Here is a 13397-nt window from a genome sequence, read left to right on the forward strand (position 1 = left end):
GGCTCGGGTGGGCGGGCCAGGGAGCATCGGCCGGCCGCAGGTTCCTGAAGCCGTCGGCGCGTGCGGCGGCGGCTGCGAGTATCCCGACGACGGCGGACGGGTTATGCAGGCGGCCCTCGAGGACCGCCGAAACAGCCTCGTCAAGCGTGACCCACACGAGTTCGATTTCGGCCTCTTCATCCGTGCGGACGTGCCGTTCCGCCTCGGGAACGTCACCCAATCCGCGCGCCAGATAGATGCGAATCGCCTCGCTCGAGGAGCCGGGCGAATTGAAGAAGTCCGCGAGGACATTCCACGTGGCCGCCGTGAGATCGGCCTCTTCCGCGAGCTCCCTGGCCGCGCCGACCACGAAGTCCTCGCCGGCCACGTCAAGAAGCCCGGCAGGAATCTCCCACAGGTCCATTCCCACCGGGTGGCGGTATTGCTTGAGCAACAGGATCTCGCCGTCGACATTCATCGGCAGCACCGCGACGGCGCCGGGATGGTCGATGTAGTCGCGGACCAAAGTGCCGGTGTCTTCGCCGAGCTCGAAGGCGTCGCTCACGACGTCCCAAATACGGCCTTCATAGACCTTGCTGGACGACAAAAGACGGCGCGGGCTCGGCATGTCCGAAACCTTCCGAAAAGTGCTGGGGGTTTCAGAAATACCGGGCATCGCGCCGTCCTTCGTTTGTGTGAGCGATTACTTCGCAGCGACCTTGCGGGCTGACTTTGCTACCGAGTCCACGCCGGACTGACGCTCCAGCGCGGCCTTCACGAGGCCGGCAAACAGCGGGTGCGGGCGCGTCGGGCGGGAGCTGAGCTCGGGGTGGGCCTGCGTTGCCACGTAGTACGGGTGTACGTCACGCGGCAGTTCCACGAACTCAACCAGCTTGCCATCGGGGGACGTTCCGGAGAACACGAGTCCCTCGGAGGCGATCTGCTCGCGGTACTTGTTGTTGACCTCGTAGCGGTGCCGGTGACGCTCGCTGACGGTTGTTGCGCCATAGGTCTCTGCAACCACGGAGCCTTCATCCAACTTGGCTTCGTAAAGGCCCAGGCGCATCGTGCCGCCTAGGTCGCCCTTGCCGTCCACGATGTCGAGCTGTTCTTCCATCGTGGCGATGACCGGGTACTTGGAGTCGGGTTCGAACTCGCTGGAGGACGCCCCCTCGAGGCCGACCACGTTGCGGGCGTACTCAATGACCATGCACTGGAGACCGAGGCACAGGCCCAGCACCGGAAGCTTTGTCTCGCGGGCGAACTTGAGCGCACCAAGCTTGCCCTCGAGGCCACGGATACCGAAGCCGCCGGGAACGCAAATGGCGTCGACGCCGGCCAAGGACTTGGTGGCGCCCTCGAGGGTTTCACACTCGTCGGACGGGACCCAGCGGATCTTGACCTTGGTTTCGTTTGCAAAACCGCCGGCACGCAAGGCCTCGGTCACGGACAAGTATGCGTCCGGGAGGTCGATGTACTTGCCCACGAGGGCAACTTCCACGTGGTGCTTGGGGTTGTGGACAGCTTCGAGGAGCTTGTCCCAGCTGGTCCAGTCGACGTCCTTGAACGGGAGATCCAGGGCTCGGACAACGTAGGAGTCAAGGCCCTGGGTGTGCAGCGTCTTGGGGATGTCGTAGATGCTCGGCGCATCGGCGGCGTTGATCACGGCGTCGATATCGACGTCGCACATGCGGCCAATCTTTTCGCGCATGGCGTCAGGCACTTCGCGGTCCGAACGGATCACGATCGCTTCCGGCTGAATGCCGAGGGAACGCAGCGCGGCAACAGAGTGCTGTGTTGGTTTGGTCTTCAGTTCCTGCGAGGGTCCGATGTACGGCACCAAGGAGACGTGGAGGAAGAAGACGTTGTTGCGGCCGATGTCCTGGCGGACCTGGCGCGCGGACTCGAGGAAAGGCTGCGACTCGATGTCGCCCACGGTGCCGCCGATTTCGGTGATGATGACGTCCGGAGCGTTTTTGCCCTCAGCGGGGAGGCGCATGCGGCGCTTGATCTCGTCCGTGATGTGCGGAATGACCTGGACGGTGTCGCCGAGGTACTCACCACGCCGTTCCTTGGCGATGACAGTCGAGTAGATCTGGCCGGTTGTGACGTTGGCCGAGCCCTCGAGGTTCTCATCGAGGAAGCGCTCATAGTGTCCGATGTCGAGGTCGGTTTCGGCGCCGTCGTCAGTGACGAAGACTTCGCCGTGCTGGAAGGGGTTCATCGTGCCCGGATCCACGTTGAGATAGGGATCGAGCTTCTGCATAGTTACAGACAAACCGCGTGCCCGCAGCAGGTGGCCGAGGCTCGAAGCCGTCAGTCCCTTACCGAGCGAGGACGCCACACCGCCAGTGACAAAGATGTGTTTGGTCGTCTTGGACGAGCCCGGGAACCGGGAATTTACACGGGAATTTGATCGCTGCACCACGGAATTCGAGCCTATCATCAATTGCGCCTCCAAAGGATCCGCTTTGCCGTTTTCCCAAATGCTCAATAGTCCCCTGCCGTGGGGCAAGGATCAAGAGTAAAGTCCACCCGGACCGGTAAAAACAGGCCGGGCGGCTGGGAATCCGCTCGTGGCAACGGAACCGCCGAAGCGGCCTCCCAGCCCGACGAAGGCGCGCATGTGACCGATGTCCCAGGCTGCGGCCGGGCTCCTATGCCTGCTGGGGCAGCAGTTTGGCGTCGTCCAGCAACTCCTGGGCATGCGCGCGCGCAGACTCCGAGTCTTCCTGCCCCGCGAGCATCCTGGCAAGCTCCTTCACGCGTTCTTCGTCATCGAGGAGCTGGACATCGCTGGACGTGAAGCCAGAAGCGGTCTTTCCGTCGCTTCCCCGGACTGAGGTCTTGGTGACCCGAATGTGCTGGTCGGCGAAGGCGGCCACCTGCGGCAAGTGGGTTACCACCAGCACCTGGACGTGGCGGGCCAGCATGGCAAGCCGGCGTCCGATCTCGACGGCGGCACGCCCGCCCACTCCGGCATCCACTTCGTCAAAGACGAAGGTCGGCACCGGATCCACGGCTGCGAGGACCACTTCGATGGCGAGCATGACGCGGGACAACTCACCACCGGACGCGCCCTTGCCGAGGGGGCGTGCCGGGGCGCCTGAGTGCGGTTGCAGGAGGAAGGAGATGTCGTCGATGCCGTGCGGCCCCAGCTGTCCTTGGCTGTCCACCTCGATCACCAGGGTTGCATCGGCCATCGCAAGGGCAGTGAGTTCCGCACTCACGCGCGCGGAGAGCTCCTTTGCTGCCTTCGAGCGCGACTTCGAGATGCGCGTGGCCTGCTTTCGCAGCGTCGACTCCGCAGCAACCGCCTCGGCGTCAAGCGCTTCGATCCGGCTCGAGTCATCCTGCAGTTCATCCAGGCGGGTCCTCGAAGCTGCCGCCCATTCCAGGACCTCGTCGATGCTCGGAGCGTACTTGCGGATGAGTTTGGCCAGCGCTGCGCGCCGCTCCTCGATCTCCGAAAGCCGTTCGGGTCCCTCGGAGTCCAGGGACGCTTGGTAGCTGGACAGCTCCCCCGCGATGTCGTTGACGAGGAAGCCGATCTCGGCGAGCCTTGCGGCGGCTCCCGCCAACGATTCGTCATGCTCGGAAACTTGGTCGAGCGCACGTTTGGCAGAGTCAATCAGAGTCGTGGCATCGGCCGTTTCGCCGAATTCCTCCGAGATCAGTGCTTCATGTGCTGCCGCGGCGGCGATGCGGAGCTCTTCCACGTTCGCCAACTTCACGGCCTCGGCCTTGAGGGACTCGTCCTCACCCGGCTGGGGATCGACGTCGTCGATTTCGTTGAGCGCGACCGCGAGCGATTCCGCCTCGCGCAGCCTTTCGCGGGCCTCGCCGCGGAGTGTGTCGAGCTCTGCCTGGCTGGATTTCCAATGGCCGTAAAGCTCCTGGTATTCGGTGAGCATCGCCGCGAGCTCTGCCCCGGCGAAGCGGTCCAATGCGTGCCGCTGCGCCACGGCACCCTTGAGCCGGATCTGGTCCGACTGGCCATGCACCACCACGAGGCTCTCGCCAAGTTCCGCCAGCACGCCGACGGGCGCCGACCGGCCGCCCACGAAAGCACGGCTGCGGCCGTCAGCACCCACGGTGCGGGCCAGCAGGAGCTGGGTGCCGCCGTCGTACTCTTCCGCGTCGCCGCCGGCCTCCACGGCCCGTCCCACGGCGGCGTGCGCCGGATCGAGCAAGAGCGTGGCCTCCGCAGAGGCCGACTTGGCACCGGAGCGTACCGCACCGGCGTCGGACCTGGCCCCCAGAAGGAGCCCGACGGCGGTGACCACCATGGTCTTGCCGGCGCCCGTTTCACCCGTGACCACACTCAGGCCGGGCCCCAACGGCAAGGTGGCGTCGGTGATGACGCCGAGATCACGGATCCGGAGTTCCTCGATCATGGTTTACATCTCCTTTGTGGGGTCGGCCGCTCTGCCTGTCCGCACGTCCTGGGGCGTCGGCAAAGGGCTGGGCTTGAAGGTCCTGATCACGGGGGTAGGACCGGTGTGGATGTCAGCCGAACGGGGTGCCGGACCCCGCCAGCCGTGGATGGGCAGCTCAAACTTCCGCACGAGCCGGGCGGAGAACGGGGTCTGGTGGGTGCGGGCAAGCCGCACAGGCCGGGTGGACCGGGTTACTTCGATCCGGGCGCCGGGTGGGAGGTCCACGGAACGGCGGCCGTCGCACCAAAGCACGCCCTGGGCATCGGTCCTGGTGAGGATCTCCACGGCCAGCTTGGACCGCGGCGAAACCACGAGGGGTTTGGCGAAGAGGGCATGGGCGCTGATGGGGACAATCACGAGGGCCTCCACCTCCGGCCACACCACAGGCCCGCCGGATGAGAAGGCGTAGGCCGTGGAGCCCGTAGGGGTAGCAAGCACCACTCCGTCACAACCAAAGGACGTCAGCGGACGTTCATCCACTTCGGTCACCACTTCGATCATGCGCTCCCGGTCAGCCTTTTCAATGGCGGCTTCGTTGAGGGCCCAGGTATGCCAGATCTTTTGGCCCCGGACCCACACCTGGACATCGATGGTCATGCGCTCTTCCACTGTGTATTCGCGGCTGGCGATCCACTCGACTGTCTGGGCAAGATCGGCCCGCTCGCTCTCGGCGAGGAAACCAACGTGCCCGAGGTTGACGCCCAGCAGGGGAACATCGACGTTGCGGACCAGCTCGGCCGCGCGCAGGATGGTGCCGTCGCCTCCGAGAACCATGACGAGTTCGACATCTTCCAACCGGACGTCCTCGTGGAGTATCTCGATCGGCTTGTCCACCACGCCGTAGAACCGTTCGATGTCGTCCAGTTCAGACTTCTGCATCACGGGTATCAAGCCGGAGTAGTGGAGCTGCCCGCAGGCATCCCAGGCCGCGCGAAGGGAGTCCTCGCGCCCGGTGTGGGCAAGGACCAAAACGCGCCTGCTCATGGTGTTCTGCTTTCTAGTGGGTGGTCCAGATTCGTTCCATCAGTGCAGCAACTTCCTCGTCCCGCTCTTCGATCTTAGGCAACTCCGTCTGCATCCTGCGTTTTATCCACAGGAAGTACTCCACATTTCCGTCCTGGCCGGGCAGGGGACTCGGTGCCAGGCCGCAGAGTTCAAGCCCTGCGTCCACGGCCGCCCTGGCGACCTGGGCCACGGCGCGCCGCCGTTCATGATCGGAGGTGACCACGCCGGTGCGGCTCAGCCGTTCCTTGCCGACCTCGAATTGCGGCTTCACCATGAGCACCAGGTCTCCCCCGGGTTCGGTGCATGCAGCGAGCGGATGCAGAACCAGGGTGAGGGAAATGAAGGACAAGTCGGCCACGGTGAGCGCTGCCGGCCCGCCGATCTGCTCGGGCGTCATGTAGCGGACGTTGAGGCCCTCATGGACTGCGACGCGGGGATCGTTCCGCAGGGACGGCACCAACTGGTCATGCCCGACGTCGACCGCCACCACGTGCGCGGCACCTTGCCGGAGCAGCACGTCTGTGAAGCCACCGGTGGAGGCTCCGGCGTCGAGGCACCGCTTTCCTTCCACAATGACGGCAGGGAAAGCCGCCAGCGCCCCGGCCAGTTTGTGTCCGGCGCGGCTGACGTAAACGTCCTCGGCGTGGGCTTGAACATCAATTTCTGTCTCTTCGGAGACTTGTTGCGCTGCCTTGGCGAGAACGCTGCCTCCGGAACTGACCTTTCCGTCCGCAATGAGTTTCGCGGCATGGGTCCGCGATCTCGCCAATCCACGGCTGACGAGTTCCTGGTCGAGTCTGGCCATGCTCAGCGCTCGTCGGCGTCGAGGGCCGCCAGCAGGGAGTCGTGGATCTCGGCGTAGATACCGCTGTGCTCGGCCACGGGCACAGCGGAAATGCCCGCCAGCTGCTCCACGGCAGAGTCCACGGCGGCGTCACCTGTGGGGGCCGCGTCGTCCGGCCATGGGGCGTCGTGCGGTTCGGCGCTTTGCGGCTCGGGGCTTTGAAGCTCAGCGCTTTGCGGACCGCCGGCGCCCTCCGGGTGATCGTTCAACTCGCTCATTGGACCAGTCTAGTTTTCCAGCCATTCGAGCCGCGGCGATGTAGCCTCTGCCGCGTCGGGATTGGCGGCCCACCAGGCTGCGCACGCAGCACGCCAGGCGTCCAGGTCCTTCTCGGAACCGGAGACGGTGATCAGGCCGTCCTGGACTTCGGCGGTTGCCTTTCCGCAGCGGAACGTGCTGTCCTCCTCGACGATCTCTGGGTAGGGCTCGTACAGTTCCGTCAGGTCAGCCAGCAAGTAGCCCGGGCGTTCCGAGCTGCGTGCAGCAAGGATGGATTCGGGCGTGTCGACACCGGTGAGGACCGCCGCCGTCGCGAAGCCCGCACGGTTTCCACCAAGGATGTCGGTGTCCAGCCTGTCTCCCACGACGATCGGGCGCTCTGACTGCAGCCTCCGTGCCGCCGAATGGAAGAGCGGAGCCTCCGGTTTGCCAGCGACCCGTGGCTGTTTGCCAGTGGCGGACGCGACGGCGGCCACGAGGGTGCCGTTTCCGGGAGCAATCCCGCGGGCCTGGGGAATGGACATGTCCGTATTGGTAGCCACCCAGAGGGCGCCTGCGGCAACGACGTAGGAAGCCTCCGCAAGATCCTTCCACGCGATTTCCGGGTTGAAGCCCTGGACCACAGCCACAGGGTTGTCTTTGGCGCTGTGGACAGGTGTGAGGCCCACGAGTTCGATTTCGTGGGCCAGGGCCGGGCTGCCGGTGATCATTACCCGGGAACCCGGAGCCAGGAGTCCAGCCAAAAGGTCGCCTGCGGCCTGCGAAGAACTGACCACTTGGTTGTCCTCAGCAGGCGCGCCCAGTTCACGAAGATGCGCGGCAACCTGCGCCGGGGTACGCGAGGCGTTGTTGGTGACATAGCCGAGGCGCACCCCGACCGACTCGAGCCGCTGCAGGGACTCCACAGCGCCGGGAATCGCGTGCGGACCTGCGTAGACAACTCCGTCCAGGTCGGACAGAACGGCGTCAAAACGCGATACCAGTGAGGCCTCAGTCATTCTTGGTCTCTTCGCCGTCGGAAGCCTCTTCTCCGTCTTCCTCGTCTTCCTCGGCGTCATCGACGGAATCGCGGTCCGACTCGGCGTCGTCGGACTCGAAGTAGTCAGACTCGACGTCGTCGAGTTCTACGTCGTTCTGTTCCGTGTCGTCCTGTTCGGTGGTTTCGGAGGAGATGGCCGTCTCCGCGATCGCGGGCGCGGCCTCGGACGTGCTCTCTTCGGATCGCCCGGTGTTCTCTTCGATGTTCCGGAAACGGGGCTTGCGAACCTCGTTCTCGTCGTCCTCGCCGAGGTCGATGATGTCCGGATCCTCGAAGTCTCCAACGCCGAGGGCATTTTCGGCGACAACCGCCTGGCGCTGCCACTTGCCGGCTTCTTCCGTGCGACCCACTGCCGTCAGGGCGTCGGCGTAGGCACGGAACAGACGCGGGCTATAGGAGAAGGCGCGGTTGATGTCGAGCTGGATGATCTCCAGCTCAGCGACGGCGGCATCCAACTGGCCAAGATCGCTCCGGGCGCCGGAAGCCACAATGGCTAGCTCAACCTTGCCGGGAGCGTCGAGATCCTGGGCCTCGGGTGAACGGACGACGTCCAGCGCACGGTCCGGGCGCCCCAGACCGCGTTCGCAGTCGGCCATAAGGGGCAAATGGACGTTGGAGCCACTGATCCGGCGGTAGGTGCGGAATTCGCGAAGTGCTTCCCCATAGTGGCCGGCAGCGTAGGCAGTCAGGCCCACAGCCTCGCGGACAGCCGCCAACCTGCCACCACGGCGGCTTGCGGCGAGGGCATGCTGGAAGGACAGCTCAGGGTCGATATCGATGAGGCGGCCCGCCATCACCAGGTGCTTGGCAACCCAATCAGCGTTCATGCCTTCAAGGGTCTTGATCTGGTGCTTGGTGACCCGGTCGAGCTCCTGGCCTGTAACGTCGTCGTCGATCTCCGGGGAACGCTCGCGGTCCGGGCGGTTGGCGCTGCGCAGATCCGCCGCGTTGGGAACCCGGGCGGGACGCTCTTCCCAGGATCCGCCGCCGAAGCTACGTCCCTCGGTACGTGGGCCATCGAACTTGCGGGGACCTCGCTCGGGGCGGTCGTCGAAGCTACGGCGTTCTCCGTCGCCTTCGCGGCGCGGACGGTCACCGAACGGCTTCCGATCACGGTCACCGTCGCGGCTCGGACGATCACCAAACGGCTTCCGATCACGGTCACCGTCGCGGCTCGGACGATCACCAAACGGCTTCCGATCACGGTCACCGAAACTCGGGCGCGCATCCCCATCACGACGAGGACGATCACCAAACGGCTTCCTGTCACGATCACCGAACGGCTTACGATCCCGATCCCCCTCACGGCTCGGACGGTCACCAAACGGCTTCCGATCCCGGTCACCAAAACTCGGACGCGCATCCCCATCCCGACGAGGACGATCACCAAACGGCTTACGGTCGCCGTCGCGGCTCGGACGGTCACCAAACGGCTTACGATCCCGGTCACCGCCAGGAGCGCCGTCACGGTTTTCCCTGGAACGGAATCCTCGCGGGTCGCCCCCGGAATTGTTGTTGGCGCGGAACGGGCCGCGATCGCCCCGGCCACCGCCGAAGTTGCCGCGGTTGCCGCCGTTGTGCTCAGCCATGATGGATTCCTCCTGTTGTGAGCTGACCACTGGCGCATGCGCAGCCGCTCGTATCCGTATTTTGTTCTCACGCCGCCGGGATCCGGCTCGTATCTCTTATGTAATTCTAGGTGAACAGGCATCTGCGAACGCATTCGAGGGCCGCCTATTCAGCTTCCCGTGGGAATCATCACAACCCCAAGCATGACTGAGCCGCTAGGGCTGGCTTACAGATCCGAGTCCGGGATCGGAATCCTCAAACAACGCTCGCTCACATATACCGGGTTCTGGCCGGACGCCCGCTCACATATACCGGGTTCCGGCCGGATGCCGGCTCACATCTGCCGGGTTCCGGCCGGATGCCGGCTCACATCATGTGGGCGGGTGTCGGTCGTGGAACCTGGATAGGTGAGCCGGGGTTTGGGATTTCCCTGCCATATCCGAGCCGGGGTCTGCCAAAATGGCCCTATATCTGAGCGGGGGTTCGCGGAAACCGGGTGATAGGTGGGCCGGGGTTGGATGCCCCGGACGCCCGCTCAGTAATAAAGGGTTTTCGTGGGACGCCCGCTCAGGTATGCGGGGTTTTCGTGGGTCGCGGGCTCACCCTCGCTCGTGTGTTCGGGTGTTTTAAGTGGGTCAGGCCCCGACACGGTGTGTCGGGGCCTGGCCGGTGAATGGTTGTCCGGCGGTGTCCTACTCTCCCACACCCTCCCGGGTGCAGTACCATCGGCGCTGTGGGTCTTAGCTTCCGGGTTCGGAATGGGACCGGGCGTTTCCCCCACGCTATGACCGCCGTAACCCTGTTACCCGTCCCCGCACACACGTGGGTGCGGGGTGGGAAGATACGTGGTTACAACTTGTCCGGACCCGGTGAAGGGTTCGGTGGTGTTGTTATTCAGTTGTTGGTTCCATGGAACACACCCGGTGGCGGGTTGTTGTTCGGGAACCACATAGTGGACGCAAGCAGTGATCGTGTTTGTGTGGTGTAAGTTGTCGGCCTATTAGTACCGGTCAGCTTCAACAGTCTTTAGTCCTGTCTTCCACATCCGGCCTATCAACCCAGTGGTCTGGCTGGGGGCCTCTCACACACGAGGTGTATGGAAATCTCATCTTGAAGCGAGCTTCCCGCTTAGATGCTTTCAGCGGTTATCCCATCCGAACGTAGCTAATCAGCGGTGCACTTGGCAGTACAACTGACACACCAGAGGTTCGTCCGTCCCGGTCCTCTCGTACTAAGGACAGCCCTTCTCAAATTTCCTGCGCGCGCAGCGGATAGGGACCGAACTGTCTCACGACGTTCTAAACCCAGCTCGCGTACCGCTTTAATGGGCGAACAGCCCAACCCTTGGGACCTACTCCAGCCCCAGGATGCGACGAGCCGACATCGAGGTGCCAAACCATGCCGTCGATATGGACTCTTGGGCAAGATCAGCCTGTTATCCCCGAGGTACCTTTTATCCGTTGAGCGACGGCCATTCCACAATGTACCGCCGGATCACTAGTCCCGACTTTCGTCCCTGCTTGAGATGTCTCTCTCACAGTCAAGCTCCCTTGTGCACTTACACTCGACACCTGATTGCCAACCAGGCTGAGGGAACCTTTGGGCGCCTCCGTTACTTTTTAGGAGGCAACCGCCCCAGTTAAACTACCCATCAGGCACTGTCCCTGACCCGGATCACGGGCCGAAGTTAGATGTCCAAAGTGACCAGAGTGGTATTTCAACGATGACTCCACCCCCACTGGCGTGAGGGCTTCAACGTCTCCCACCTATCCTACACAAGCCACTCCGAACACCAATACCAAACTATAGTAAAGGTCTCGGGGTCTTTCCGTCCTGCTGCGCGTAACGAGCATCTTTACTCGTACTGCAATTTCGCCGAGTTTATGGTTGAGACAGCGGGGAAGTCGTTACTCCATTCGTGCAGGTCGGAACTTACCCGACAAGGAATTTCGCTACCTTAGGATGGTTATAGTTACCACCGCCGTTTACTGGGGCTTAAATTCTCAGCTTCGCCTTGCGGCTAACCGGTCCTCTTAACCTTCCAGCACCGGGCAGGAGTCAGTCCGTATACATCGTCTTGCGACTTCGCACGGACCTGTGTTTTTAGTAAACAGTCGCTTCCCCCTGGTCTCTGCGGCCCCGATCCCCTCCCACCAGCAAGTGGTGTTCAAGGTTGGGGCCCCCCTTCTCCCGAAGTTACGGGGGCATTTTGCCGAGTTCCTTAACCATAATTCTCTCGATCGCCTTGGTATTCTCTACCTGATCACCTGTGTCGGTTTGGGGTACGGGCGGCTGGGACCTCGCGCCGATGCTTTTCTAGGCAGCATAGGATCACCGGATCCCCCCATGACGGGGGTCCCATCAGATCTCAGGAACGTCATCAAAGACACAGCGACGGATTTGCCTATCGCTGACCCTACATCCTTAGACCGGGGCAACCATCGCCCGGCCCGGCTACCTTCCTGCGTCACACCTGTTAATACGCTTACCTCCCGGGATCAGGTCCCGCGCTCGGCCAAAACCCGCACACCACAAGGGTGATTGGGCAGGCTCCGGGCGGTTAGTATCCCCCGCTTGGCATGGGCGGTCCTTCGCCGGTACGGGAATATCAACCCGTTGTCCATCGACTACGCCTGTCGGCCTCGCCTTAGGTCCCGACTTACCCAGGGCAGATTAGCTTGACCCTGGAACCCTTGATCATTCGGCGGACGGGTTTCTCACCCGTCTTTCGCTACTCATGCCTGCATTCTCACTCGTGTAGGCTCCACCGCTGGTTTACACCGCGACTTCACCGCCCACACGACGCTCCCCTACCACTCCAGACGACTGAACCACGAAGGCTTGTCTACTATCTGAAATCCACAACTTCGGCGGTGTACTTGAGCCCCGCTACATTGTCGGCGCGGAATCACTTGACCAGTGAGCTATTACGCACTCTTTCAAGGATGGCTGCTTCTAAGCCAACCTCCTGGTTGTCTTCGCAACTCCACATCCTTTCCCACTTAGCACACGCTTAGGGGCCTTAGTTGGTGGTCTGGGCTGTTTCCCTCTCGACTATGAAGCTTATCCCCCACAGTCTCACTGCTGCGCTCTCACTTACCGGCATTCGGAGTTTGGCTGACGTCAGTAACCTTGTAGGGCCCATCGGCCATCCAGTAGCTCTACCTCCGGCAAGAAACACGCAACGCTGCACCTAAATGCATTTCGGGGAGAACCAGCTATCACGGAGTTTGATTGGCCTTTCACCCCTACCCACAGCTCATCCCCTCCATTTTCAACTGAAGTGGGTTCGGTCCTCCACGACGTCTTACCGTCGCTTCAACCTGGCCATGGGTAGATCACTCCGCTTCGGGTCTAGATCACGCCACTACACTCGCCCTGTTCAGACTCGCTTTCGCTACGGCTACCCCACACGGGTTAACCTCGCGACGTAACACTAACTCGCAGGCTCATTCTTCAAAAGGCACGCCGTCACCAGAATCAGACTGGCTCCGACGGATTGTAAGCACACGGTTTCAGGTACTGTTTCACTCCCCTCCCGGGGTACTTTTCACCTTTCCCTCACGGTACTGGTCCGCTATCGGTCATTAGGAAGTATTTAGGCTTATCAGGTGGTCCTGACAGATTCACACGGGATTTCTCGGGCCCCGTGCTACTTGGGATCCTCTCCAGGCGGCACACAACATTACGGTTACGGGGCTAACACCCTCTCCGGCCGGCCTTTCAAGACCGTTCACCTATGCCTGCACTCTCACCCCACCGGTCCGGCAGAACCAGTACGGAAAGTCCCACAACCCCGCCCATGCAACGCCCGCCGGCTATCACACATGGAACGGTTTAGCCTCATCCGCGTTCGCTCGCCACTACTAACGGAATCACTCTTGTTTTCTCTTCCTGCGGGTACTGAGATGTTTCACTTCCCCGCGTTCCCCCCACGCACCCTATGTGTTCAGATGCGGGTCACCAGATCACGCAAAACGCGTCTGGCGGGGTTTCCCCATTCGGACATCCTGGGATCACCGTTCGGTTATCAACTCCCCCAGGCTTATCGCAGATTCCTACGTCCTTCTTCGGCTCCTAATGCCAAGGCATCCACCGTGTGCCCTTAAAAACTTGACCACACAAGATCAAAAAACTTCTCGAGAGAACCAAACCCCCGAAAGGGCCGGGTTCATAAAAAGAAATTGCTGTAAGACACACACACCCCACCACCCCACAAGAGGCAATGACCATGCGCGTGCCTAGATGCTCGCGTCCACTATGTAGTTCTCAAACAACAACCCCGTACCACACACCCCCCGCA

General features: G+C 62.4%; 9 protein-coding genes and 2 rRNA genes. 1 reads left to right on the plus strand and 10 read right to left on the minus strand.

Annotated features, from left to right (window positions below; translation table 11 throughout):
- The 8 genes from AC3WJM_RS22405 to AC3WJM_RS22440 all read right to left on the minus strand — a co-directional run.
- Positions 1-655, minus strand: a 655-nt coding sequence (locus AC3WJM_RS22405) for an NUDIX domain-containing protein (protein WP_492272995.1), incomplete at its 3' end; no start/stop codon positions are given.
- Positions 656-682: 27 nt separating this feature from the next.
- Positions 683-2425 (minus strand): CTP synthase, encoded by a 1743-nt coding sequence (gene pyrG / locus AC3WJM_RS22410; protein ID WP_059389171.1) that lies wholly within the window; start codon positions 2423-2425, stop codon positions 683-685.
- A 211-nt stretch (positions 2426-2636) separates the two neighbouring features.
- On the minus strand, positions 2637-4376 hold the full coding sequence (recN, locus tag AC3WJM_RS22415) for a DNA repair protein RecN (RefSeq protein WP_492272996.1): 1740 nt from the start codon (positions 4374-4376) through the stop codon (positions 2637-2639).
- Between the two features lie 3 nt (positions 4377-4379).
- On the minus strand, positions 4380-5402 hold the full coding sequence (locus tag AC3WJM_RS22420) for an NAD kinase (protein WP_284991620.1): 1023 nt from the start codon (positions 5400-5402) through the stop codon (positions 4380-4382).
- Between the two features lie 13 nt (positions 5403-5415).
- Entirely contained in the window at positions 5416-6228 is an 813-nt protein-coding gene (locus AC3WJM_RS22425) for a TlyA family RNA methyltransferase (protein ID WP_492272997.1), read from the minus strand.
- A gap of 2 nt (positions 6229-6230) precedes the next feature.
- A complete protein-coding gene (locus AC3WJM_RS22430; RefSeq protein WP_492272998.1) occupies positions 6231-6485 on the minus strand; it encodes a hypothetical protein in 255 nt (84 codons plus the stop codon).
- Between the two features lie 9 nt (positions 6486-6494).
- Positions 6495-7484 carry an HAD-IIA family hydrolase gene (locus tag AC3WJM_RS22435; RefSeq protein ID WP_492272999.1) on the minus strand — a complete coding sequence of 330 codons (990 nt, stop codon included), beginning with the start codon at positions 7482-7484 and terminating at the stop codon, positions 6495-6497.
- Positions 7477-8352 carry a hypothetical protein gene (locus tag AC3WJM_RS22440; RefSeq protein WP_492273000.1) on the minus strand — a complete coding sequence of 292 codons (876 nt, stop codon included), beginning with the start codon at positions 8350-8352 and terminating at the stop codon, positions 7477-7479. Before AC3WJM_RS22440 ends, AC3WJM_RS22435 begins: the two co-directional genes overlap by 8 nt.
- A 21-nt stretch (positions 8353-8373) precedes the next feature.
- Between AC3WJM_RS22440 and AC3WJM_RS22445 the strand changes: the two genes are divergently transcribed.
- A complete protein-coding gene (locus tag AC3WJM_RS22445) occupies positions 8374-9135 on the plus strand; it encodes a hypothetical protein (RefSeq protein WP_492273001.1) in 762 nt (253 codons plus the stop codon).
- A gap of 638 nt (positions 9136-9773) precedes the next feature.
- Here the strand turns inward: AC3WJM_RS22445 and rrf are convergent.
- Positions 9774-9890: ribosomal RNA gene (gene rrf / locus AC3WJM_RS22450) — 5S ribosomal RNA — on the minus strand.
- 183 nt (positions 9891-10073) lie between these two features.
- A 23S ribosomal RNA gene (locus tag AC3WJM_RS22455) occupies positions 10074-13213 on the minus strand.
- Between the last annotated feature and the right edge of the window lie 184 nt (positions 13214-13397).

It is taken from the genome of Arthrobacter sp. FW306-1B-G06A (genome assembly GCF_058781765.1).